Annotated in this window: 23 protein-coding genes and 1 pseudogene; 7 read left to right on the forward strand and 17 right to left on the reverse strand. The window is 60.2% G+C overall.

Annotated elements, in window-relative coordinates:
* From ABLU96_RS15715 to ABLU96_RS15760, 10 genes and pseudogenes are all read right to left on the reverse strand, one after another.
* Positions 1 to 226 (reverse strand): annotated as a pseudogene (locus ABLU96_RS15715) (hypothetical protein); the annotation flags it as partial.
* A 90-nt stretch (positions 227 to 316) separates the two neighbouring features.
* Positions 317 to 1,720, reverse strand: coding sequence for a DUF1996 domain-containing protein (locus ABLU96_RS15720; RefSeq protein ID WP_049082455.1), 1,404 nt, complete (start codon positions 1,718 to 1,720; stop codon positions 317 to 319).
* An 80-nt stretch (positions 1,721 to 1,800) separates the two neighbouring features.
* Positions 1,801 to 2,538: a polyphenol oxidase family protein gene (locus ABLU96_RS15725; RefSeq protein ID WP_014229693.1), complete on the reverse strand. Its 738-nt coding sequence runs from the start codon at positions 2,536 to 2,538 to the stop codon at positions 1,801 to 1,803.
* A gap of 141 nt (positions 2,539 to 2,679) precedes the next feature.
* The gene (gene mhpT, locus ABLU96_RS15730) at positions 2,680 to 3,876 is read right to left on the reverse strand and encodes a 3-(3-hydroxy-phenyl)propionate transporter MhpT (RefSeq protein WP_025108197.1); all 1,197 of its coding nucleotides are present in this window, start codon (positions 3,874 to 3,876) and stop codon (positions 2,680 to 2,682) included.
* Between the two features lie 74 nt (positions 3,877 to 3,950).
* Positions 3,951 to 4,967 (reverse strand): 4-hydroxy-2-oxovalerate aldolase, encoded by a 1,017-nt coding sequence (gene mhpE / locus ABLU96_RS15735; protein WP_047723668.1) that lies wholly within the window; start codon positions 4,965 to 4,967, stop codon positions 3,951 to 3,953.
* Positions 4,964 to 5,914, reverse strand: coding sequence for an acetaldehyde dehydrogenase (mhpF, locus tag ABLU96_RS15740; RefSeq protein WP_064405816.1), 951 nt, complete (start codon positions 5,912 to 5,914; stop codon positions 4,964 to 4,966). Before mhpF ends, mhpE begins: the two co-directional genes overlap by 4 nt.
* On the reverse strand, positions 5,907 to 6,713 hold the full coding sequence (gene mhpD, locus ABLU96_RS15745) for a 2-keto-4-pentenoate hydratase (RefSeq protein WP_057174042.1): 807 nt from the start codon (positions 6,711 to 6,713) through the stop codon (positions 5,907 to 5,909). Before mhpD ends, mhpF begins: the two co-directional genes overlap by 8 nt.
* A gap of 9 nt (positions 6,714 to 6,722) precedes the next feature.
* Positions 6,723 to 7,589 (reverse strand): 2-hydroxy-6-oxonona-2,4-dienedioate hydrolase, encoded by an 867-nt coding sequence (gene mhpC, locus ABLU96_RS15750; RefSeq protein ID WP_048262456.1) that lies wholly within the window; start codon positions 7,587 to 7,589, stop codon positions 6,723 to 6,725.
* A gap of 17 nt (positions 7,590 to 7,606) precedes the next feature.
* A complete protein-coding gene (mhpB, locus tag ABLU96_RS15755) occupies positions 7,607 to 8,551 on the reverse strand; it encodes a 2,3-dihydroxyphenylpropionate/2,3-dihydroxicinnamic acid 1,2-dioxygenase (RefSeq protein WP_004851708.1) in 945 nt (314 codons plus the stop codon).
* 1 nt (position 8,552) lies between these two features.
* The gene (locus ABLU96_RS15760; protein WP_032749864.1) at positions 8,553 to 10,217 is read right to left on the reverse strand and encodes a bifunctional 3-(3-hydroxy-phenyl)propionate/3-hydroxycinnamic acid hydroxylase; all 1,665 of its coding nucleotides are present in this window, start codon (positions 10,215 to 10,217) and stop codon (positions 8,553 to 8,555) included.
* Between the two features lie 190 nt (positions 10,218 to 10,407).
* On the opposite strand from ABLU96_RS15760, the gene ABLU96_RS15765 reads away from it, so the two are divergent.
* The 4 genes from ABLU96_RS15765 to ABLU96_RS15780 all read left to right on the forward strand — a co-directional run bounded on the left by ABLU96_RS15765 (position 10,408) and on the right by ABLU96_RS15780 (position 14,116).
* Positions 10,408 to 11,214 carry a DNA-binding transcriptional regulator gene (locus tag ABLU96_RS15765; protein ID WP_032749865.1) on the forward strand — a complete coding sequence of 269 codons (807 nt, stop codon included), beginning with the start codon at positions 10,408 to 10,410 and terminating at the stop codon, positions 11,212 to 11,214.
* 97 nt (positions 11,215 to 11,311) lie between these two features.
* The gene (locus ABLU96_RS15770) at positions 11,312 to 12,370 is read left to right on the forward strand and encodes an ABC transporter substrate-binding protein (protein ID WP_032720596.1); all 1,059 of its coding nucleotides are present in this window, start codon (positions 11,312 to 11,314) and stop codon (positions 12,368 to 12,370) included.
* The gene (locus tag ABLU96_RS15775; RefSeq protein WP_014229702.1) at positions 12,363 to 13,367 is read left to right on the forward strand and encodes an iron ABC transporter permease; all 1,005 of its coding nucleotides are present in this window, start codon (positions 12,363 to 12,365) and stop codon (positions 13,365 to 13,367) included. The genes ABLU96_RS15770 and ABLU96_RS15775 overlap by 8 nt, the downstream gene beginning before the upstream one ends.
* The gene (locus ABLU96_RS15780; RefSeq protein ID WP_025108205.1) at positions 13,367 to 14,116 is read left to right on the forward strand and encodes an ABC transporter ATP-binding protein; all 750 of its coding nucleotides are present in this window, start codon (positions 13,367 to 13,369) and stop codon (positions 14,114 to 14,116) included. Before ABLU96_RS15775 ends, ABLU96_RS15780 begins: the two co-directional genes overlap by 1 nt.
* On the opposite strand, the gene ABLU96_RS15785 is transcribed toward ABLU96_RS15780, so the two are convergent.
* From ABLU96_RS15785 to ABLU96_RS15800, 4 genes are all read right to left on the reverse strand, one after another.
* On the reverse strand, positions 14,100 to 14,840 hold the full coding sequence (locus ABLU96_RS15785; protein WP_049082320.1) for a substrate-binding domain-containing protein: 741 nt from the start codon (positions 14,838 to 14,840) through the stop codon (positions 14,100 to 14,102). The two genes, ABLU96_RS15780 and ABLU96_RS15785, sit on opposite strands and share 17 nt — an antisense overlap.
* Positions 14,841 to 14,899: 59 nt before the next feature.
* Positions 14,900 to 15,736 carry a shikimate dehydrogenase gene (locus ABLU96_RS15790; RefSeq protein ID WP_077254493.1) on the reverse strand — a complete coding sequence of 279 codons (837 nt, stop codon included), beginning with the start codon at positions 15,734 to 15,736 and terminating at the stop codon, positions 14,900 to 14,902.
* Positions 15,737 to 15,767: 31 nt separating this feature from the next.
* Positions 15,768 to 17,087 carry an MFS transporter gene (locus tag ABLU96_RS15795; RefSeq protein ID WP_004851724.1) on the reverse strand — a complete coding sequence of 440 codons (1,320 nt, stop codon included), beginning with the start codon at positions 17,085 to 17,087 and terminating at the stop codon, positions 15,768 to 15,770.
* 79 nt (positions 17,088 to 17,166) lie between these two features.
* A complete protein-coding gene (locus ABLU96_RS15800) occupies positions 17,167 to 19,020 on the reverse strand; it encodes a sugar phosphate isomerase/epimerase and 4-hydroxyphenylpyruvate domain-containing protein (RefSeq protein WP_064405812.1) in 1,854 nt (617 codons plus the stop codon).
* A 126-nt stretch (positions 19,021 to 19,146) separates the two neighbouring features.
* On the opposite strand from ABLU96_RS15800, the gene ABLU96_RS15805 reads away from it, so the two are divergent.
* The gene (locus ABLU96_RS15805; protein ID WP_014229708.1) at positions 19,147 to 19,785 is read left to right on the forward strand and encodes a TetR/AcrR family transcriptional regulator; all 639 of its coding nucleotides are present in this window, start codon (positions 19,147 to 19,149) and stop codon (positions 19,783 to 19,785) included.
* A gap of 26 nt (positions 19,786 to 19,811) precedes the next feature.
* On the opposite strand, the gene fumD is transcribed toward ABLU96_RS15805, so the two are convergent.
* Positions 19,812 to 20,024, reverse strand: coding sequence for a fumarate hydratase FumD (fumD, locus tag ABLU96_RS15810; RefSeq protein ID WP_004851729.1), 213 nt, complete (start codon positions 20,022 to 20,024; stop codon positions 19,812 to 19,814).
* A gap of 509 nt (positions 20,025 to 20,533) precedes the next feature.
* Between fumD and pykF the strand changes: the two genes are divergently transcribed.
* Entirely contained in the window at positions 20,534 to 21,946 is a 1,413-nt protein-coding gene (gene pykF / locus ABLU96_RS15815) for a pyruvate kinase PykF (protein WP_004119183.1), read from the forward strand.
* Positions 21,947 to 22,258: 312 nt separating this feature from the next.
* Positions 22,259 to 22,495, forward strand: coding sequence for a murein lipoprotein Lpp (gene lpp, locus ABLU96_RS15820; protein WP_003029373.1), 237 nt, complete (start codon positions 22,259 to 22,261; stop codon positions 22,493 to 22,495).
* Between the two features lie 64 nt (positions 22,496 to 22,559).
* On the opposite strand, the gene ABLU96_RS15825 is transcribed toward lpp, so the two are convergent.
* Positions 22,560 to 23,546, reverse strand: coding sequence for a L,D-transpeptidase family protein (locus ABLU96_RS15825; protein WP_004851735.1), 987 nt, complete (start codon positions 23,544 to 23,546; stop codon positions 22,560 to 22,562).
* 101 nt (positions 23,547 to 23,647) lie between these two features.
* Positions 23,648 to 24,064, reverse strand: a complete 417-nt coding sequence (sufE, locus tag ABLU96_RS15830; RefSeq protein ID WP_004851737.1) for a cysteine desulfuration protein SufE — start codon at positions 24,062 to 24,064, stop codon at positions 23,648 to 23,650.
* Between the last annotated feature and the right edge of the window lie 11 nt (positions 24,065 to 24,075).

Below are 24,075 nucleotides of genomic sequence, written 5' to 3' on the forward strand. Positions count from 1 at the left end.
TGCTCCCGGGGGCGGCGCAAGCGCCTGCCCGGGCTACAGGTCCACCGCCGTCTGCAATACCGTCGCCCGGACAAATGCGCAGCATCGCCTCCGGGAAATTATGCCGCACTGCATTCTGCTCCCGGGGGCGGCGCAAAGCGCCTGCCCGGGCTACAGGTCCACCGCCATCTGCCATACCGTCGCCCGGACAGATGCGCAGCATCGCCTCCGGGAAATTATGCCGCACTGCGCTCTGCTCCCGGGGGCGGCGCAAGCGCCTGCCCGGGCTACAGGTCCACCGCCGTCTGCGAACCCGTCGCCCGGGGAAGGGCCGCAATCAGATCTCCGGGGTATTTTTAAAGCCCATCAGCATCAGCATCGGCTCCTGCTGTGAGCCCGCCGGGTCGAAATGATAGCGATTGCCCTGACGGTCGCCGCCGATATACCACGAGATCTCGGTTTTGCCTTCCGCCAGCGCCTTGCGCACCGCTTTATCGACATCCACCATCCGGTATTCGCGTTTGGAATTGAGGTACAGCGACGCCTCCGAGCTGTAGTTGCAGGGCGGGCGATGATTCCAGGTCACGCTGTTCGCGCTCCAGTCGTTGCTCGCCGGATAGAAAAAGATCTGATCCGCGCCGTTGGTTTCCACTTTTCCGCCGTAGATCCGCAGCTGATATTTAAACAGCGAGGCGTCCTGATCCTGCGGCAGCGGCGGGATAGGGAATTTCACCAGCGTCATGGTTTCCGGATTGTGCGTGCGCCCGCCGTTTTGCCAGTTATCGCTGACCACCAGGTTTTCCGGCGCGGGATGGGCAACCGTCGGCGCGGTGCTGTCCACCAGCGCATTCTCCTTCACCGTCGTGAAGCGATACGGCACCGCGCTGCCGCAGTCGATTCCCTTGTTCATGCAGCGCTCGGTCATATAGTGCGCCCCTTCCACCGTCCAGCCGTTCATAAAATCCGCGTGCGCCGTATAGATACTGCCCCAGCGCTCTTCGCGCTTCTCACCGTCCATGATCGGATCCAGGGAGAGCTGAATCTTCGCGGTATCCAGGGATGTAATCTGCGGCAGAACGTAGGCCACATTCATATTCACCGTCGGGATTTTCACCGGATAGTCGCTCGGACAGGCGCCGTTGACGTCGTATGCCGCGTTACTGTGTCCATGAGCCGGTTTGAGGTTGACCCCATCCCAGCAGTTGGGGAACTGAATACCGATATTAAACTGTACCGCATCGCCACCTTTACGCAGCCCACAGACTTCCCCGGCCTGGTTGCTGTAGCCTTTGCCGTTAGCGCACAAAAAGGTGATGCGCGAGCTGGGCGCCGAACCGTGGTGATCGCCCGCCAGCAGTTCGAGACCCGCCGGGAACGGGTGCAGCGGATACTGTTCCACTTTGGTGGTCTGATAGTAGGTTTTTTGATACGCCGGCGTCACCACCTGACCATCCGGCAGCTTCATCGACGGCACCCAGTAGGCGGAACCGTCGGCCTTGTTATCGCAGGTGGTTTCCGGCTGGTCGCGCAGCGTCTGATAGGTGGAAACCGCATCGGTATGGGTATTACCAAAAAAATCATGCCACATGGCCTGATTCGGTTTGCCGAACATCATGATGGCGTCATCGCCCAACGTATGGTGATAAGCGCAGACCACGTGGGCCTGCGGGCCGGCATGAGCGGAAAACGCGCCGGCAACCAGCAGCGGCGCGAGAGTTAAAGTGAACGCGTTCAATTTCATTTTGCAATCCTCCTTGTTTGAAGGAGTGCAGAGATAGCAAACGCCCGCCGATGTTACACATCATCAAACATCATTTCGTCTCATCGGCCCGCCCCATCAGGCTCGCGCATGATCCATGAGTACTGAAATGACTTCGGCGCCGGGAAATGCGTGCGCCGACGAAACGACCCCAGCCGCTGCGGCGTGCAGTAGGTGCAGCTCCCCAGCCACTCCATGTTTTCCTCCGGCACGCCCGCGCTGCGCAGCAGGAGGTGGGCAAAGGCCCGCAGATCGAACCACGCATTGTCGCCCGCGGTCGCTTTCGCCTGCTCCCCCTCCGACGCCGCCTGATGGGACAGGAAGAGCTGCTCCCGATGGCGTTTTGCCAGCTCGCCGGCGGGCATCGCCAGCAGCGCCTGGTAGAAGTCGCCGGTGACTTCATAGCAGCAGGGGTGAATATGCGGCCCGCTCACCACCACCAGATCTTGCGGGTCGACGTGATAACGCTGAAACAGCGCAAGGCTATTTTCGATAATCCCGCTGGCCGCGCCGCGCCAGCCTGCGTGCACGCTGCAAACATAGCGCCCATCGCGCGACGCCATCAGCAGCGGCAGACAGTCGGCGGTCACCACGCCCATCTTTTGCCCGCTGACGGCGGTAAACATCGCATCGGCGTGGGGGCGCTCCGCCTGCGGCGCCCGATACTCATGTACGATATTGCTGTGAACCAGTTTAACCGGCGCCATTTCGCTATAGGGAAAGGCGGCGGTTTCATGAACGTCGAGAAAGGCGTAGCGGATACCGGGGATATCGCTCAGTAAGCGGGATGTAAAAGACATGATGCTCGGAAGAATCAATGGATGATGATTTAACCTATGCCAAAGTAGAGAGATGCGCAAGGCGGATTCCCGGGCTACCAGTCCGGTAGCCCGGGCAAGGCGCGGCTTTACCGCGCCGCCCCCGGGAATCAGCGAAAATGCTCAGGCCAGCGCCGTGCGCTTTTGTCGGCTCATCAGCCAGAACACCGCCGCGCCCGCCAGCAGAATGCCGGGAGCGGACGCGGCCATCACCCCGACGGTGCCGGTGCCCAGCGCCAGCATTTTGCCCGCCAGCAGCGGACCGCTCATCGCGCCGAGACGGCCAATCGCCACCGCCGTCCCTACGCCGGTGGCGCGGATTTCGGTGCGATAGAACAGCGGAGCCAGCGCGTAAAGCACGCTCTGGCCGCCGGTGGCAAACAGTCCGGCGACAAAGCCGGAGAAGAGCATTGCGGTCAGCGAGGACGCGGTCCCCAGCGCCAGCAGCGACGCCAGCATGCCGGTATAGATCAGCAGCGACATCCACAGCGGGCTGAGCTTATCCATCAGCGCCCCCAGCAGCAGCGTGCCGCAGGCGGCGCCGAACTGCAGGACAAACATCACCCCCGCCGCCTCGCTGGGGCTGAACCCCTGGCCGACTAACAGCATCGGCAGCCAGTTGATCAGCATATAGACCACCAGCAGCGTGAAAAAATAGCACAGCCACAGCAGCAGCGTGGCGGTAGCGTTGCCCGGCGCGAGGAGCGTGCGCAGCGGCACGCCCCGCGCGCTGCGCTGAAACACCGGCGATTCCGGCAGCCAGCGCAGCAGCAGCGGCACCAGCAGCAGCGGAACGATACCGCCGATCCAGAACACCGTTTGCCAGGCCGCGGCAAGGCCGAAAAAGCCCAGCGCCGCCGCCAGCGCCGCGCCGATGGGGACGCCGCAGTACATCAGGCTGACCGCCCTTCCGCGAAAGCGGGGGCCGGCGGCCTCGGAGGTTAAGGCAATCAGATTCGGCAGCGCCGCGCCCAGGCCGACGCCGGTCAGCAGCCGGGCCAGCAGCAGCGTGGGATAATTCCACGCCAGCGCGGTAGCGATTGAGAACAGGCCAAAGAGCAGCACCGAGCCCAGCAGAATTCGCTTGCGGCCATAGCGATCCGCCAGCATGCCGCCCACCAGCGCGCCGGGCAGCAGGCCGAGGATCCCGGCGCTGAAAATCCAGCCCATCTGCATTTTATCCAGCGCGAACGCCTGCGCCATGCCTACGGCGGCGATGCCTGCCGCCTGCAGATCCAGCCCTTCCATCAGGGCCACCATAAAACAGAGCCCGACGGTTAACATCAGGCGCGAATTGCTTGCAGTCGTTGTTTGGGTCATAGGGTACCTTTGCGATATCCGGACAAGCGGAGCAGGTGAATGGCGGCTGATACGTTGCCAGCCGCGCGTTGCTTTTATTTGCTGCGGTTAAGCAGATCCAGCGCGACGTCGACGATCATATCCTCCTGACCGCCCACCATCCGCCGCTTGCCGAGCTCGACGAGGATATCCACCGCGCTCAGGCCGTAGCGCCCGGCGGCCGCTTCGCTGTGGCGCAGAAAGCTGGAGTAAACCCCGGCATAGCCCAGCGCCAGCGTTTCGCGGTCAACCCGCACCGGGCGATCCTGCAGCGGGCGCACCAGCTCATCGGCGGCGTTCATCAGAGCATACAGATCGGTACCGTGATTCCAGCCGAGCTTATCGGCGGCGGCGATAAACACCTCCAGCGGCGCGTTGCCCGCCCCGGCCCCCATCCCCGCCAGGCTGGCATCGATACGGTCGCAGCCCTCTTCCACCGCGGCGATGGAGTTGGCCACGCCGAGACTGAGGTTATGGTGCGCGTGCATCCCGGTGGCGGTTTCCGGCTTCAGCACCGCCTTGAGGGCGCGGAAGCGATCGCGAATATCGTTCATGTTCATCGCCCCGCCGGAATCCACCACGTAAATACAGGTGGCGCCGTAGGATTCCATCTTCAGCGCCTGCTGCGCCAGCTGTTCCGGGGAGGTCATATGGCTCATCATCAGGAAGCCGACGGTGTCCATGCCCAGCTCGCGGGCGAAGGCGATATGCTGCGCGGAAACATCCGCCTCGGTGCAGTGGGTCGCCACGCGCACCACCCGCGCCCCGGCCTGATACGCGTTTTTCAGGTCGTGCAGAGTGCCAATGCCGGGTAGCAATAAAGTGGCGATCTTCGCCTGGCTGACCGACTCCGCCGCCGCTTCAATCCACTGCAGATCGCTGTGCGCGCCGAAGCCGTAGTTAAAGCTGGAACCCTGCAGGCCGTCGCCGTGGGCCACCTCTATCGAATCGACGCCCGCGCAATCCAGCGCCCGGGCAATCTGGCGCACATTGTCGAGCGAGTATTGATGACGAATCGCGTGCATCCCGTCGCGCAGGGTCACGTCTGAGATATAGAGTTTTTTGCCGTTCATGCTGCTTCTCCCGCCGCGTCGTTCATCGCCTGGACCATTTTTTCCGCCGTCGCCAGCGCCGCCGACGTCATAATATCGAGGTTACCCGCGTAGGCTGGCAGATAGTGCGCCGCCCCTTCGACCTCGAGATAAACCGCCGTTTTCAGGCCCGAGAAGCGGCCGACGCCCGGCAGGTTTACCGGTTTATCTTCCGGGATGACCTCAAACTGCACCTGCTGCTTCAGGCGATATCCCGGCACGTAGGCCTGCACCGCCGCCGCCATCTCGGCGATCGAAGCGGCAATCGCCTGCTGCGATGCCGCTTCGCTCAGGACATAAACGGTGTCGCGCATCATCAGCGGCGGCTCCGCCGGATTCAGCACGATAATCGCTTTGCCTTTCGCCGCGCCGCCCACTTTCTCAATGGCCTGCGAGGTGGTTTCGGTAAATTCATCAATGTTGGCGCGCGTCCCCGGCCCGGCGGATTTGCTGGCAATTGAGGCGACGATCTCCGCATAGTGCACTTTTGCCACCCGAGAGACCGCCGCCACCATCGGGATGGTGGCCTGGCCGCCGCAGGTCACCATATTGACGTTGCCTTCGGCCAGATTGGCCTCGAGATTGACCACCGGCACGCAGTACGGGCCGATGGCCGCCGGGGTCAGGTCGATCACCCGGATCCCCGGCCTGGCTTCCCGCAGCGCGGCGTCGTTTTTCACGTGCGCTCCGGCGCTGGTGGCGTCAAAAACCACATCGATATCGGCGAATTCCGCCATCTGCATCAGGCCGCCAACGCCCTCGTGCGTGGTGGCGACGCCCATGCGCCGGGCGCGGGCCAGGCCGTCGGACTCGGGGTCGATGCCGACCATCACCGCCATCTCCAGGTGCTGCCCGTGGCGCAGAATTTTGATCATTAAATCGGTGCCGATATTGCCGGAGCCGATAATGGCGACTTTACGTTTACTCATCACTCTCTTCCTCTTTGGCGACAAAGGTCGCCGCCACTGAACCTAAACCGTCGATATGGGCGGCAAAACGATCGCCGGCGGTAATCGCCACCATCGGGCCTAACGCCCCGGTCAGCACGATATCCCCCGCCCGCAGCGGCTCGCCGAGGCTGGCCATTTTGCGCGCCAGCCACACCGCCGCGTTCAGCGGATGGCCAAGACATTCGCTGCCGCGCCCGCTGGAGACCTCTTCCTCGTTACGGGTCATGCGCATCGCGCAGTTTTTCAGATCCAGCCCATCCGGGCGCCGCGCCGGGCTACCCAGCACGTAAACGCCGCAGGAGGCGTTATCGGCGACCGTATCGACAAAGCCAATCGACCAGTCGCGAATACGGCTGCCGACCACCTCCAGCGCGGGAAGCACCCAGTCGATGGCGGCGTACAGTTCATCAAAGGTGGTATCGGCATGCGGCAGATCGCGTTTCAGCACCAGGGCGACTTCGGCCTCCACTTTCGGCTGCAGCACCCGGGAGAACGGCACATCGGCGTTATCGCCGTAGCACATGTCGGCAAACAGGGTGCCGAAGTCCGGCTGGTCAACGCCCAGCTGCTGCTGCACTTTAGGATGGGTCAGCCCCACCTTGCGTCCCGCCACCCGGCGGCCGTTCGCCACGTGGTGCTGCACGTTCATCCGCTGGATGGCGTAGGCCGCTTCCGCGTTGTCAACGCCGAGCGCATCGCGCAGCGGTTCAATCGCCTGGCCGCGGCTTTCCGCCTCACGCAGACGCTGCGCCAGTTGTTCAAGAGATAAGGTTGTCATCAGCACTCCTCAGGTACGCGCCAGAAAATCGAGCACCAGCTGGTTAAAGCTCTCCGCGTGCTCCCACTGCGCCCAGTGGCCGCAGTCGCGATAGATATGCAGTTCGGAACCGTTAATACCCGCCAGCAGGCGCAGCCCGGCGTCCATCGGTACAAAGCGATCGTTACGCCCCCAGACGATCAGGGTCTGCGCGCGGATTTCGCCGAGACGCGGGCTAAAATCCGGGAACTGCTTCGGGTTGGCTTCCAGGCTTTGGACGAAATTATCCAGATGCTCCCGGCGCGACAGCATATTATTGAGGCGCGCTTCAAATAGCGCGTCGGTCAAATCGCGGGTATCGAAGACAAAGATGTTCATCATCTTTTTCAGGTTTTCGATGGTCGGCTCACGGTACAGGCCGTTCAGCAGCTTGATGCCTTCCGTCGGCATCGGCGTAAACAGGCTCATGCCGCCGGTTCCGCCGCCCATCAGCACCAGTTTGCCGACGCGCTCCGGCCAGCTGAGGGTAAAGGCCACCGCGCTGTGTCCGCCCATCGAATTGCCCAGCAGATGCACTTTGCTGATATCCAGCTGGTCAATCACGCTTTTCAGCACCCTGGCGTTCAGGTCGGAACGGGAGCCGCGGTTGACGATAGAATCGCTTTTTCCCCAGCCGGGGCAGTCCAGCAGAATGACCCGGTAGCCCGCCTCGACCAGCGGGTCGATATTGCGGCTAAAGTTGGCCCAGCCGGTAGCCCCGGGGCCAGAGCCGTGCAGCAGGACCACGGTTTCGTCGCCCTCGCCGCAGTCATTAAAATGGATGCGTAATGTTTCTCCGCCCTCTTCCACGTTGAGGAAACGGCTGGTGGCGACTTCGGTTTGCGGTTGGTAGCTCATCATATTCTCCCGTTAATTCAGTTCTGCGCGGCGGCGCTCAGCGAGCCAAATCCGGCAATCCACTCGGGGATTGGTCGGTAATAGCGGCCTTCGCAGCGCCAGCGGCCAAATGCGGATAGCGCGGCAAAGGCGGCCACCCAGGTTTTAATTTCGTGCGTCGATTTCCCGGCCATTGCCGACAGCTCTTCGTTACTGACGGCATCCAGCTCCGCCAGCCGCCCCTGCTCAAGAAGGCTCATAAAGCGGGTATCCCAGACGGGGTTGAGCGGATAGAGCGAGTTCTGGTCCTCGATAAACTGCTTCGCCGCGCTAATGACCCGCTGCTGGCGCAGTTCACGCTCGTCCGGAGGCAGCTGCCTGCCGCTGCCCAGCAGCCGGTCGCGCATATGGGCATCGGCCTTCGCCAGCTCCGGTACCGGCGGCTGATGCGACAGGCCGCCGGAGCCAAGGATTAATACCCGTTTATTGAGGGTGGTCAGGAAGCGGCCAATGGCTTCGCCCAGCATGCGGGTGCGCTGAAAGCCCGGCAGCGGCGACGCCACGCCGTTGATAAACACCGGCAGAACCGGCAGGGTATCCAGCCCGCCGAGCAGGAACTCCAGCGGTTGCGCAAAGCCGTGATCCACCTGCATGCAGTAGGAGACCGCCAGATCGATGCCCTCTTTCATCACCGCGTGGGCGCAGGCCTCCGCCAGCGCCGTCGGCACCGGCAGAACGCCGCTGGCGCTGCTGAAGTCGCCGATAGCGGTCGCCCCGATGCCTAAACAGAACGGCGGCATCACATCGTAGAAAAAGCCGTTGTAGTGATCGGGAGCAAACAGCACCACCAGCTCCGGGTCGAAGGCGGCAATGCGCGCCCGCGCGTCGGCGATAGTGCCGTTCACTTCGTCCAGTACCGCCTGTTCCGGGTCAACGTAGCCCACCAGCGGGGTATGGGAGAGGCAATGAAGATACGCGTTCATATCAGGCCACCTGTTCAATCGTTGTTGCCGCCTGCGCGGAAGCCAGCTGCATCTTGCTCGCCAGCGCGTCGAGCTTTTTGCTCAGGGTTTGCGGGATGGCCACGGTGGCGACGAAGCGGTCCGGACGCACCACGGCAATGGCGGTATCGTGCTGCGCGAACCAGCTTTTCAGGCGGTTTTGCGTATCGCCGATGCGGATAACGCCGGGCACGTTGTCCTGATCGCAATGAATCTGCACCTCCGGCACCACCTGGATAAAGCGCACCCCGACCGCGCGCCAGCGGGCTATTTGTTCATCGTTGAGCCCCCACTGCGGATTACAGCCCCAGGCGATAATGGCGAATCTGGCGCCAATCACCTCATCGAGCAGCGTCACCTGCCCGTTTTCCAGCGTCACCTTCGGCTGGATAAACATTTTGCCGACCGGGGACGTTTTGCTTTCGCCTTCCGCCAGCAGCGCGCCGTCGCGATACTGCGGCATTGGCTTGAAACGCATTTCAAGGAAGTAGCGTTTAACCGGCGGCAGATAGTTGAGCAGCCACGAAACGCCGTCGCGCACCGCGCCGTGCCAGCGTTTCGGCGGCGCCAGGACGTTGCCGGCGGTGACCGACAGGTCGATCATCGCTTTGGCGTGATCGCGCCGCTCCTGCTGGTAGCTGTCCAGCAGCGCCTCTCCGGCTTTGCCGTTCACCACCAGCGCCAGCTTCCAGGCCAGGTTAAAGGCGTCACGCATACCGCTGTTGTAGCCCTGCCCCTGCCACACCGGCATGATGTGCGCCGCGTCGCCCGCCAGCAGTACGCGATCGACGCGAAAGCGTTCGGCGATGCGCGCGTTGTGGGTGTAGACGCGCTGGCGAATCAGCTCGACGTTATCCGGGTCCGGCAGCACCTTGCTCAATAGCTGGCGCATCTTGTGCGGCTCGCTGAGCTGGGCTTCGGTTTCACCGGGCATGACCATAAATTCGAAACGCCGTACCCCGTGCGGCAGCGCGGCGGAGACGTACGGGCGCACCGGGTCGCAGCACAGGTAGACGTGCGGCGTCGCCAGCGGATCGTTGGCGATATCAATAACAATCCATTGATTCGGCGCGGTTTTGCCTTCGAAGGGAATATTCAGCGCGCGACGAATGAAGCTGGCTCCGCCGTCGCAGGCCACCAGCCAGTCGGCGCGCACGGTTTCCCGCTCGCCGTCGCTGCCTTTGACGTTCAGGGTGACACCGTCACTATTCTGGCTAAAGGCCTCTACTTCGCGGGAAAACAGGCAGCGCACGTGGGGGAAACGGCTGAGGCCGTCGTACAGCACCGCGTCCACCTGCGGCTGAATAAACGCATTGCGGCGCGACCAGCCAAACTCGTCGGTCATCGGCTGAATATCGGCAAAGCAGCGCCCTTTCGGGGTGAGAAAGCGCATCGCGTGCCACGGCGTAGTATGCGGCAGCACGTTGTCGACCAGCCCCACCGCCTGCATCGCCCGCAGCGCCTCATCGTCGATACCGATGGCGCGGGGATAATCGATCAGCGACTCGAGCTTCTCAATCAGCACGACGCTGACGCCCATCTGCCCGAGGTAGTTGGCGATGGTCAGGCCAACCGGACCGGCGCCGGCAATAGCGACCTGCGCGCTGTGCTGTACCGCGGGTTGGATATCAGGATTGGATGTTGTCATTTTCAAAACCTCACGCTTCGGACAAATTGCCGTCACCGCACAACCTTCAGCAGGGCAATTTGTTAACTAAATGTGAATTTATTTTTATTGTGAGGTCAGTATAGGGTCGGTGATTTGCGCTACAATCAAAACATTACCGGATGAGCACCAGGTGCACATGATTGTTTATAATGATTTTTATTGAGGACGCATGAACGAAAACGCTTCGGCAGATTACAAAACGGTGCGCGGATTGAGCCGCGGATTATTGTTATTAAATTTGTTAAATAAATTCGACGGAGGCGCGACGGTCGGCACCCTGGCCGAGTTTAGCGGCCTGCATCGCACGACCGTCAGGCGGCTGCTGGAAACGCTGCAGGACGAGGGTTACGTGCGCCGCAGCCGCTCCGATGACAGCTTTCGCCTGACGATTAAAGTGCGTCAGTTAAGTGAGGGATTTCGTGACGAACATTGGATTTCTGCCCTCGCCACGCCGCTGCTTGGCGAGCTGCTGCGCGAGGTTTTATGGCCGACAGACATCACCACCCTGGACGTCGATGCGATGGTGGTGCGCGAAACCACCCACCGCTTCAGCCGCCTCTCCTTCCACCGGGCGATGGTCGGCCGCCGCCTGCCGCTGCTGCTGACCGCTTCGGGATTAACCTGGCTGGCCTTCGCGCCGGAACATGAACGAAGCCCGATTGTTGAGATGCTGGCCGCCCGCCCGGAAGCGGAGTATCAGCTGGCGCGCGAGCCGGAAAAACTGGCCGCCATCCTCGAACGCACCCGGCAAAACGGCTACGGCGAAAACTTTCGCGGCTGGCAGCAGGAGGAGAAAATCGCTTCCATTGCCGTCCCCATTCGCCGCCAGCAGCGGGTTATCGGCTGCCTGAACCTGGTCTATATGGCCAAAGCCATGACCATTGACCAGGCGGCGCAAAAGTACCTCACCTCGCTGCAGAAGGTCGCTGCCCGCATAGAAGAACGGATGTCCGATGAAGAGGTGTTTTATCAATAACCTTGTCCATAGGGGGTAAATCGCCCGTCAGCCATTGCGCCCGGACTCGTTATATATTTTAATATACAACGATTTTTCCTTTGCCGCTGAGCCCATCATGTCCAGACATCCGCGCGTTTTCTTTGCTATGGCGCTGTTAAGCGCCAGCCTGTTTGCCGGTCAGGCCTTTGCCGACCGCACCCTCACCGACCAGCTGGGTCGTGAAGTCACCCTCCCCGACCACGTCACCCGCGCCGTGGTGCTCCAGCATCAGACCTTAAACCTGCTGGTGCAGCTTAACGCCGCTGACGACGTCGTCGGCGTCATGAGCAGCTGGAAAAAGCAGCTTGGCCCGCAGTTTGCGCGCTTTATGCCGGCTATTGAGACACTACCGATGCCGGGCGATCTGACGCAGGTCAATATCGAGAGCCTGCTGGCGCTGCATCCCCAGGTGGTGTTCGTTGCCAACTACGCGCCGCAGGCGATGATCCAGCAGATCCAGGACGCCGGGATCCCGGTGGTGGCAGTCTCTCTGCGCCAGGATGCCGCGGGTGAGAAAAACAAAATGAACCCGACGATGGCCGATGAAGAGCTGGCCTATAACGAGGGGCTGAAACAGGGGATCCGCCTGATTGGCGAAGTGGTCGGCCGTCAGGCTCAGGCCGAAGCGCTGATTCAATACACCTTCAGCGCGCGCAGGCTGGCTAACGCGCCGGTTGCCGATATCCCGGAAAACGAGCGGGTGCGGGTATATATGGCCAATCCGGACCTCAACACCTACGGCTCGGGCAAATATACCGGCCTGATGATGAAGCACGCCGGGGCGCTGAACGTTGCCGCCGCCAGCGTAAAGGGCGCGCGCCAGGTCTCGCTGGAGCAGGTGCTGCAGTGGGATCCGCAGGTGATTTTCGTACAGGACCGCTACCCGGAGGTGGTCAAACAGATACAAAACGACCCGCAGTGGCAGAGCATTGACGCGGTCAAAAATCACCGCGTGTGGCTGATGCCGGAATACGCCAAGGCCTGGGGCTACCCGATGCCGGAGGCGCTGGCGATCGGCGAGCTGTGGATGGCGAAAAAACTCTACCCCTCACGCTATAACAGCGTCGATGTCGAGGCGAAGGCGCGGGAGTACTATCAGCGTTTCTACCGCGTGAAGTGGACGCCGGATGCGTAGTCATCGTCATCCGGCCCTGCTGCAATGTACCCTCGCGCTGGTGACGATCGTGATTGCAATCGCTTCACTCTGCCTCGGGCAGTATCCGTTAAGCCTGGCGGAAGTTTTTCGCCAGCTGGCGCATCTTTCTCCCCTCGACGGCGTCGCCGGCCAGGTCGTGTGGTCGGTGCGGCTGCCGAGGATCGTGATGGCGCTGCTGGCCGGCGGCGCGCTGGGGCTATGCGGGGCCACCTTACAGGGCGTATTCCAGAATCCGCTGGTGGACCCGCATATCATCGGCGTCACCTCCGGTTCCGCCTTCGGCGGGACGCTGGCGATTCTGCTGGGGCTGAACGCCGCGCTGATGATGGCCTCGACCTTTCTCTTCGGCCTTGCCGCGCTGATGCTGGTCTATCTGATAGCCGCGCTGCAGGGGCGCGAAAGCACCCTGGTGCTGATCCTCTCAGGCATTATCCTCAGCGGCTTTTTTGCCGCCCTGGTGAGCCTGATGCAGTACCTGGCCGATAGCGAAGAGACGCTGCCGAATATTGTTTTCTGGCTGCTCGGCAGCTTCGCCACCGCCAGCTGGCACAAAGTCCTGCTGATGGCGCTACCGGTAGCCTGCGCCGCGATGGTGCTGTTTAAGCTCCGCTGGCGGATTAACCTGCTGGCGCTGGAGGAGAAAGATGCCCGCGGTCTGGGGGTTGCGGTGACCGGGCTGCGTCGCGGGGTGCTGGTGTGCTGCGCGGTGCTGGTCGCCGCTCAGGTGGCGGTCAGCGGCAGCATCGCGTGGGTCGGGCTGGTGATCCCGCATCTGGCGCGGCTGCTGGCCGGCGCCGACCACCGGCGTCTTCTCCCTACCGCCTTCTGGCTCGGCGGCGGTTTTATGATCGTCGTCGATGACCTCGCCCGCACGCTGATCCAGGCCGAAATCCCCATTGGAATCATCACCGCGCTTCTTGGCGCGCCGCTGTTTACCTGGCTGCTGGTGCAGTCGCGACGCACAGGCGCGCGCTGATGACCCTTTCCCTACAGTTAAGCGACCTGCTCTACGGCCACAGCCGACCGCTGTTCGCACCGCTGAACCTGCAGTGCCGTTCCGGCGATATCTGGGCGGTGCTCGGCGCTAACGGCCGCGGCAAAAGCACTCTGCTCGATACCCTGACCGGCGTACTGACGCAGCTCGGCGGTGGGTTTACCTGCGCGGGCGGTCTCGCCATCGTGCCGCAGCATTTTCGCCCGGCTTTTGGCTGGCAGGTGCGCGACGTGGTGCTGATGGGACGGGCGCGCCACGTTAATCTGTTCGCTCAGCCAACAGCGGAAGACGAACGTGAGGTGCAGAAGGCGCTGGCGCAGCTGGGGATCGCGGCGCTGGCCGACAAGGCGTTTTGCGCGCTGTCCGGCGGCCAGCAGCAGCTGGTGCTTATCGCCAGGGCGCTGGTGGGCGCCAGCCAGAATATCCTGCTGGATGAACCCTGCTCGGCGCTGGATCTGGCCAATCAGCAGCTGGTGCTGCAGCTCATCAGCGACCTGGCCCATCGCCAGAAGCGGACGGTGCTGTTTACCACGCACGATCCGACCCACGCCCTGCAGGTGGCGAACCAGACCTTGCTGCTGCTGCCCGACGGTGAATGGCTGGCGGGAGAATCAGCCGCCGTACTGACGGAAGCGAATCTTCAGCGCGCGTATGGTTTAGCGGTACGCAAAGTCCATCCCCCCGGGTCGGCGCTGCCGCTGCTGGCTCCGCAGTTTACGATTCGTCGCTGATAGGCAAAAAACCGGCGTCTTTCAGTAAGCGCTGCCCCTCCGCGCCGAGGATAAAGCGGCACAGCCGCTGCGCCCCGGCGCTCTGTTCAATCTGCGCCAGCAGATAGTCGCAGCGAACATTCCACGCCGGCGGAATAAGCAGCGTGCGCAGATCGCTGCACGCCGCCATCTGCGCGGCGTAGTGCGCATAGCCGATAAACAGATCGGTTAAGTTTTCACGGATCAGCCACGCCCCGGCGATTTCTCCCGCCGGCACCGGCAGCGAGTCGCGGCCGCCTACCAGCGGACGCGCGCGCGCCATCATGGCGGCGCCGACGCCGGGACAGCGCTCTTCAATGTGGGAGAAAAGCTGCCAGGTGTAGTCGCCTGAAGGGTCGCAGCCCGGCGTTGAGGTTGCCAGGCGTAGGTCCGGGTCGCTGAGCAGCGCCAGCCACTCCCGCGTCTCGGTTGTTGCGCCGCGGCGGGCGGTCAGCATCAGCTGATTCCGGGCGAACAGATAGCACGCCCCGGCCAGCCCGGCCTGACGCAGCGCCTGCGGATGTTGGCTATTGGCCGAGGCGAACACCGAGCACGGCTCTCCGCCCTCAATGCGCTCGCGCAGCAGCCCTGCCGGACCAAAATGGACCTCGACCGGGATGCCGGTCTGTTGCTGAAAGCGCGCCAGCAGCGGAATGAAAGCGCTTTTCAGGCTTCCCGCCGCCAGCAGCGTTAGGGAGGGAGTCATAAGAACCATCGCTATATAGTCATAAATACAGCGCTATAATAACGCAGGTTCAGGTCATTTCAGTAGCGAATTTCCGCCAGTTCGCGCAGCTGTTCCGGCGTCGCCACCGGCAGGTTAAAGAAGCGCAGATAGGCCGGGATCATTTCAAACAGCATGTCGGTGCCGCGCTGAATGGGGCAGCCCGCCGCCTGCGCCGCCTGCAGTAGCGGAGTGAACTCCTGGGCCATAACCACTTCACCGACAAAGGTGCCCGGCGTCAGGCGCTGCGGGTCCAGCGGCAGCGGATCGCCCTCTTTCATCCCCAGCGGCGTGGCGTTAACCACCAGATCGTGCCCCTGCGGATCGCGCTGCATCAGCGTAATGTCCAGCCGAGGATAGTGCTCAAGCAGACGCCCGGCCAGCGCTTCCGCCGTCTGCGAACAGATATCGTACAGCGTCAGGGCGCTGACGCCCGCCGCCGCCAGCGATGCGGCAATGGCCGAGCCGACGCCGCCGCTGCCCACCACCAGCGCCCGCGCCCCTCGCGTCTGGAAACCTTTACGCGTGATACCGAGGACAAAGCCTTCGCCATCAAACATATCGCCGCTCAGCGTGCCGTCGGCTTCGGGACGGATCGCGTTACAGGCGCCCGCTATCGCCGCCGTTGGGCTAAGATGCTGCACCAGCCCGCAGGTGGCGATTTTGTGCGGCATGGTGACCAGCGCGCCAATAATATTGGTCATCTTAAACAGCATCGGCACAAAGGCGGCGTAATCCTCAGGCTTGACGCCCATCGGCACCACTTTGGCGTCAACCTGCTGATGAACCAACCACGGGTTGTAAATCATCGGCGCTTTAAACTTCGCGGTCGGATAGCCAAGATGCGCTATCAGCCGCGTATTTCCACTAATCACCATTCCCTGCTCCTTTAACAACGACTGCATCACGTTACTGCGAAAGTTCGATACGCTTGACATCGCCCAGGATAAAGACATAAGCCGCCACGCCCAGCAGCGCTGCGCCGCCGATATAAATCAGCGCGTAAAAGAAGTTGCCGGAGGCGGCAACAATGAAACCGATAATCAGCGGCGTCAGGATCCCGGCGAGGTTAGCGCAGAAGTTAAACAGGCCGCCGGTCAGACCGCCAAGGCCTTTCGGCGCGATGTCGGAGATCAACGTCCAGCCCAGCCCGACCATCCCCTGACCAAAAAAGGCGAACGACATCACCAGAATTACCGCCAGATCGCTGGTCAGCCAGTTGGCGGAGATAATGGTGCTCGCCATCAGCAGACCGGCAATGATCGGCAGCTTACGCCCGAGGTTCGCCGAGCCGGTGGCCTTCAGCAGCTTATCGGAGACCCAGCCGCCGAACATCACGCCGCCCGCCGCCGCCAGAAACGGCATGATGGCGAAGAAGCCGACCTTAATCCACGGCATATGGCGCTCGGTGGCCAGATAGGTTGGAAACCAGGTCAGGAAGAAGACCAGCACCGTATTACCGGCAAACTGCCCGATGCTGGCGCCGAGAATCTGCCGTTTCGCCAGCAGCTGGCGGATCAGCGGCCAGCTAAAGGCGGTATGCTGCTCTGCGCCGGTGGACATTCCGCCGCCGTTGACGATGTGCTCGCGCTCCAGCTGATTGAGGTGTTTATCCTCATGCGGCTCGCGATAGCAGCGCCACCACACCAGCGCGAACATCACGCCGGCGGCGCCGACGCTAATAAACAGCGCGCGCCAGCCAAAGCTGCCCATTATCCAGAACAGCAGCGGCGCAAAACAGGCCAGCCCGAGATATTCGCCGACGGTATAGACCGCCGTCGCCTTAGCGCGCTCCTGCTGCGGGAACCAGGCGCTCACCACCCGGCTGTTCACCGGGAAACAGGGGGCTTCGCTGACGCCGAGGCCAAAACGGCACAGCAGCAGGGTTTTCAGGCCGACCGCCAGGCCGTGGAACATGGTGAATAGCGACCACAGGGTCAGCGCCAGAAAATAGGTGACTTTATTACCGAAGCGGTCAAGGAAGATGCCGCCGGGGATCTGCGCCAGCGCGTAGGTCCAGGCAAAGGCGGAGAATACGATGCCCATCATCGCGGCATCAATACCCAGCTCTGCGGTCAGCTGCGGCGCGGCAATCCCCAGCACCGTGCGGTCGAGATAGTTGATCATGGTGCCGACCGCCAGCAGCGCAAGGATACCGATACGCCGCCGGGAAGGCCGCGCGCCGGACGCGGCGGCGGCCGTCGTGTGATTATGGCTATAAGAGTTCATAGTCGTTTCCTGTCATAGGGTACAGCCGGATGTTGTTATTGTGTTTGCGACGTTGGGTTGTGAACCATTTGCTACATTACTAGGTGTACTGCATTGCTGACAAGCGTACAGCTGCATTTACAGCACCATAAAGTGCGTAACCGTTGCGCCGCTCGGTCAGTTCAAAGAAAAAGCGTCCGGCAGAAAACGGGCGGGTATAAAGGTGCAGGAATTCACCGCCGCTTCCGTCACGATCGTAAAGAATTTGATGATTCTTCAGCAGGTTGACCTGAACATCCTCGCCAAAACGGGCCAACAGATCTTCATAGTAGTTCGCCGGAATCGGCAGCGCGTTGACCGCAACCGGAGCCAGGCTGGCGAGCGTGGAGGGTAAATCGTGGCAGGCAAACGCCGCGTGCTGTAAACCTGCTCCCTGATAACAGGCTACCGAACGGGCAATTTGCGTGGCGCGGCTTTGCGAAATATTGAGCGCGAGACGAATGTCGCCCTGCGGACTGCGCACCGCCAGGCTGCGCACCAGCCCGTAAGGATCGGGCAGGGTCTGCTCATGTTCGAGCGTAAAGCCGAATACGGTGCGGAAAAAGATAATCCAGTTATCGCGGCTGTCCGCTTCCATGCCGAGTGCCAGGTGATCGATACCCCGATAATCGTCGCGCGGCGTGACGTCCGTGCGCAGATGAAAATCGCGGGTGTAGATATCGTCCCCCATCTCAATCAGATAAATAAGGCTGCCGTCGGGGGCGCAAACCGCCGGGATGGGGCTTTCGTTCGGCCCGGCATCGCCCTGCCAGGTGGCGTAGCCTAAGGCGCGGGCCCGTTCCACGATCGCCGCGCTCTGGCTGACGCGCAGCGCCATGGCGCAGAGGGAAACCCCGTGACGCTGGTGAAAATGATCGGCCCAGCTATGCGGCTGGGCGTTAACCACCACCCTCGCCCCGCCGTTGCGCCAGAGGGCGACGCGTTTTGAGCGATGCGTCCCCTCTTCGGCAAAGCCGAGCTGCGTCAGCCTGTGTCCGAGTTCGCCCGCCTGCGCCGGCGTGGCGGCAAACTCGATAAACTCCAGCCCGGCGTAGAGGGGCAGTTCAGCGGGGGAAAACAGCGGCGCCCGGCTTTCCGGCAGCCGCTGACGGACCTGCTCTTCCAGCCACAGCAGCGAGCGATAGCCATCTTTCGCCGTCGCGCCGTTGGGCGATGCGCGGAAGCTGTCGTTAAAGATCTCCAGCGACCAGGGGCCGCAGTAGCCGCGGCGGGTAAGATCGCAGGCAAACTCCACCAGCGGCAGCTGCCCCTGGCCGGGAAAACAGCGGAAGTGGCGGCTCCATTCGAGAATATCCATTTTCATCAGCGGCGCGTCGGCCATCTGTACAAAGGTGATTTTTTCCAGCGGCACATCCGCCAGCTGCGCCAGCGTATCGCCGCGCGCCAGCACGTGGAAACTGTCGAGCACGATGCCCAGCGCCGGGCTATCGACGCTTTTGACCCGCGCCCACGCCTGATGCCAGCGGTTGACGTGGGTGCCCCAGGCCAGCGCCTCGTAGCCAATCATAATGCGTTCCTGCTCCGCCATCGCAGCAAGGGCGCGTAAGTCGGCGACCTGCAGCTCGACATCGGCGGAACAGTCCGGCTGAACGTTGCTGCACAGCAGCAGGGTGTCGCAGCCCAGCTCGTGCATAAGCGCAAATTTGCGCCTGGCGCGTTCCATGTTGGCGGCAAACTGGGCGCGGCTGGCGCCTTCAAAATCACGAAATGGTTGAAAAAGCGTGATTTTTAGTCCTAAATCTGCCGCCAGGTGGCGGATATCGGCCGGCGTACCGGTATAATAGAGCAGATCGTTTTCGAAGATTTCGACGCCCTGATAGCCCGCCGCTGCGATGGCATGGAGCTTTTCGGGTAAGGTACCGGAGATCGAGACGGTGGCGATGGAACGCAACATAGAGTCCTCGGGTCATTAGCTGACTTAATGACCTGAATATGTATCATTTGGTTCAAATGCGCCATGATTGGTTGCAAAATTGTGATCAATATGTGTATTTTTTGCATCTCAAGAAAAGGAGCCGTTATGTCCGTCGTTGCTCATGATGAAGCGCAGTCTCTGAAAGAGCGGATCTTCGCCGCCGCCATTACCGTTTTCGCCGAGCATGGACTGTCGGGCGCGCGGATGGAGCAAATCGCCACCGAAGCGCAGACTACCAAACGCATGGTGGTCTACTACTTCAAGACCAAAGAGCTGCTTTATCAGGCCGTGCTGCAGCACGTCTATGCGAGGATCCGCGAAACCGAGCAGCAGCTCGGGCTGGAAAACGTACCGCCGGTAGAGGCGCTGGTGCAGCTGGTGAAGTGGAGCGTGCGCTATCACGCCACGCACGCTGACTATATGCGGGTGATCTGTATGGAAAACATGCAGCGCGGGAAATGGCTGAAAAGTTCAGGTCAACTGAAACCGCTGAACCGCACCGCCCTGTCGATCCTGGAAGATATTCTTCAGCGCGGGCAGCAGCAAGGGGTGTTTCAGGCAGGGCTGGAAGCGCGCGATGTACATCGATTGATCAGCAGCTTTAGCTTCTACCAGGTATCAAACTTTTATACGTTCAGCAGCCTCTACCTGGACGATCCGATGCCGGCTATTGATGATGAAGCGATGGTCGCCCACCACTGCGATATTGCCGTCAAGGCGGTTATTCGCTTTGTGATTTCCTGAAGCGCGCGGGAAGCGCCCGGCGGCGGCTAGTTTCCGGAAAGCGCATGGACCACCTTCTCCATCGCTTCCTGCGTCAGCGCGGAACGTTTGATTTTCGGGTTCGCCAGGGCGGTACGCACCACGCCGGCGATAACGATATGCTTTGGCTCCTGACCCAGGTCGCGCATCTCCAGCACGACTTTGCCCACTACGCGGCACATTTCCTGATACAGCGCCTCATCTTTGGCTGTGTTTCCCATTCTATTTCACTCTCAATTTTTCATTATCAATCAAATCATTATTGATATATTTCCTGAGTAAATCAAACCAGCTCCGCGTTTGCGCCTCAGAGACCGCTTTTCCCTGGCAAACTTGTGAATAAACCCGTGTTTCCGCCCTCTTTATCTTGTCAGGTGATGAAAAAATGTGTTGCGCATAAGCGTAGGATTAGTTTGCATTTTGTTAAGTATATAACTATAGAAATGAAACATGGTTTTCATTTTCTTTTTTGGATTTGGCAACGTATAATGCCCAACAAATTCTTATTGAATGGTTTCAGCGCATTGGATTGCATGACTAAACGCATAACACGTTGCCTCTTTTCATGGGCTGAACCGCCAGCACACATTCTTCTGCACGCTCTTTTGTTGTCACCTATCCTTAGAGCGTGGCATAGCAACTTTCGTAATACAGGTTTAACTCTGCGGCAGTGCGCCCACGGAGTCAGATTCCCCATCCCTATCCTTCACAACTTAAAGATTAAACTGTCATGAAAAAGACCAAAATTGTTTGCACCATCGGTCCGAAAACCGAATCCGAAGAGATGTTGACCAAAATGCTGGACGCTGGCATGAACGTTATGCGTCTGAACTTCTCTCACGGTGATTACGCGGAACACGGTCAGCGCATCCAGAACCTGCGCAATGTGATGAGTAAAACCGGTAAGAAAGCGGCAATCCTTCTGGATACCAAAGGTCCGGAAATCCGTACCATTAAGCTGGAAGGCGGCAACGACGTTTCTCTGAAAGCGGGCCAGACCTTTACCTTCACCACCGACAAATCCGTTGTCGGTAATAACGAAATCGTTGCGGTGACCTATGAAGGTTTCACCAGCGACCTGAGCGTCGGCAACACCGTACTGGTTGACGATGGTCTGATCGGTATGGAAGTCACCGCTATCGAAGGCAACAAAGTTGTTTGTAAAGTGCTGAACAACGGCGACCTTGGCGAGAACAAAGGCGTTAACCTGCCGGGCGTGTCTATCGCTCTGCCGGCGCTGGCCGAAAAAGACAAGCAGGACCTGATCTTCGGTTGCGAACAGGGCGTTGACTTTGTTGCGGCCTCCTTTATCCGTAAGCGTTCTGACGTTGTTGAAATCCGTGAACACCTGAAAGCCCACGGCGGCGAGAAGATCCAGATCATCTCCAAAATTGAAAACCAGGAAGGCCTGAACAACTTCGACGAGATCCTCGAAGCCTCTGACGGCATCATGGTTGCGCGTGGCGACCTGGGCGTTGAAATCCCGGTTGAAGAAGTGATCTTCGCGCAGAAGATGATGATCGAAAAATGTATCCGCGCACGTAAAGTCGTTATCACCGCGACCCAGATGCTGGATTCTATGATCAAAAACCCGCGTCCGACCCGTGCGGAAGCAGGCGACGTGGCTAACGCCATCCTCGACGGCACCGACGCAGTTATGCTGTCCGGCGAATCCGCAAAAGGTAAATACCCGCTGGAAGCGGTCACCATCATGGCGACCATCTGCGAGCGTACCGACCGCGTGATGACCAGCCGTCTTGAATACAACAACGACAACCGTAAGCTGCGCATCACCGAAGCGGTTTGCCGCGGTGCGGTTGAAACGGCTGAAAAACTGGAAGCGCCGCTGATCGTTGTGGCAACCCAGGGCGGTAAATCCGCGCGCGCCGTACGTAAATACTTCCCGGATGCCACCATCCTGGCGCTGACCACCAATGAAACGACCGCGCGTCAGCTGGTGCTGAGCAAAGGCGTTGTGGCGCAGCTGGTTGAAGATATCTCTTCTACCGATGCCTTCTATATCCAGGGTAAAGAGCTGGCGCTGCAGAGCGGCCTGGCGCGCAAAGGCGACGTGGTTGTTATGGTCTCCGGCGCGTTGGTCCCGAGCGGAACCACCAATACCGCTTCCGTGCACGTGCTGTAATAATTTACAGGTTAATTAGTATTTCCTTTAAAAGCGCCTCTTCGGGGCGCTTTTTTTTATTCTGGCACTAGCCGCTATTAATAAAAATGCAAATCGGAATTTACTATTTAATGCGAGATTATCTAAGATGAATCCGATGGAAGCGCGCTGTTTTCACTCGCCTTTTTAAAGTTACGTGATGATTTCGATGCTTCTTTGAGCGAACGATCAAAAATAAGTGCATTCAGGTAAAAAAATATTCTCATCACAAAAAAGTTTGTGTAATACTTGTAACGCTACATGGAGATTAACTCAATCTAGAGGGTATTAATAATGAATCGTACTAAACTGGTACTGGGCGCGGTAATCCTGGGTTCTACTCTGCTGGCTGGTTGCTCCAGCAATGCTAAAATCGATCAGCTGTCTTCTGACGTTCAGACTCTGAACGCTAAAGTTGACCAGCTGAGCAACGACGTGAACGCAATGCGTTCCGACGTTCAGGCTGCTAAAGATGACGCAGCTCGCGCTAACCAGCGTCTGGACAACGCAGCTACTAAATACCGCAAGTAATAGTATCTGTGTAATAAAAATGGCGCACATTGTGCGCCATTTTTTTTGCCTTGCCTTTTCCCGCCTACTGCACCCTTTTCGCTTCATCCACCGGCGTATTATTCTGTACCGACAGGCTCGACGCGGTGCTTCCGCTAGCCGATACCACCACCGGATATCCTGCCCGCCGGGTCAGCGCACGTTTAAGCTGCGCCTCATCAACCGCTTTATCCCCCGAGAATTGATGAAACTCCGCCGGAAGCGTATAGGCCATGGTCTGCGCATTGCTGGCCTCATCCGGCGTCAACGGGCGATGAACTTCAACATAGCGCTTACCGTCCGGCTCCACGGCGAACTTGACCGGCTGGTTGATAATCCGTACCGGCGTCCCGCTTTTCACCTGATTGAATAAAGACTGGATATCCGCCGCGTTCATGCGCATACAGCCGGAGCTGACGCGCAGACCCACGCTGTCCGGCGCGCTGGTGCCATGAATCAGATATTCACCGTTACCGTATGCCAGGCGGAGCGCATAGCGGCCTAGCGGGTTATTCGGCCCTGCGGGCACGACCGGCGGCAGTTTAATCCCCTTCTCCAGCGAACGGGCGCGGATGCCCGCCGTCGGCGTCCAGGTGGGGTTCGGGATTTTCTGCCCTATGCGGGTCGTCATCTCCGGCGTCTCCAGCCCCTGCTGACCAATCCCCAGGGGATAGACCTGCACCTGATTGACGCCCGGCGGGAAGTAGTACAGACGCAGCTCGGCCAGGTTGACGACGATGCCCTCACGCGGCACGTCCGGCAGCAGCATCTGCGAAGGTATCAGCACCTGAGTACCCGGTTTAGGCTGCACCGGCGCAATGGTATCGTTCGCTTCAAGGATCAGCATCGCCGCCGTATCAAAACGACGGGCAATCGCCTGCAGGTTGCGGTCACCCTCCTGTACCGTCCAGAACTGGTTCTCACCAATCAGACGACTGTTGGCAGGAGGAAGGGGATAATCAACGGCCCAGGCGGCGTGGGACGCGCTGAGGGCGCTCAGAAGGGCAATGGTGATAAGAGAAGCGCGTTTCATACTGAGATTCCTTCTTTCGCTGATAAAACGCCAGGCCTGTTATGCACGACGGGAGGCGAGCCTCCCGTCGTGCATAACAGAATGAAATCTACTGTTTTATTCTAGCTAAGATTTGCTGCTTTCGCGCGAATTGCGCGGATCATGGCTTCCAGTCCTTGCGACCGCGAGGGGGTAAGGTGCTGCGTCAGGGCCATTTTTTCAAACCACGGACGCACGTCAAACGCGGTGATATCTTTGGCCGTCATCTGGTCATAGAGGATAAACACCACAGCGATAAGGCCTTTGACGATGGCCGCATCGCTGTCGCCGCGAAGCGCAATCGCGCCGCTCTGCTCCTGCGTCATCACGATCCACACCTGGCTCTGGCAGCCCTGAATGATGTTCTGCGCGGTGTGTTCCTCCGGGCTCAGCGGCGCCAGGCGCTGACCCAGTTCAATAATATAGAGATACTTCTCTTCCCAGTTCGCACAACGGCTAAAGTTGCGCAGCAGTTTGTCTCTGTCCGGTAACGCCGCCATAGTTGCTTCCT

The sequence above is a fragment of the Klebsiella sp. CN_Kp106 genome (assembly GCF_040064575.1).
GTDB lineage: Bacteria > Pseudomonadota > Gammaproteobacteria > Enterobacterales > Enterobacteriaceae > Klebsiella > Klebsiella michiganensis.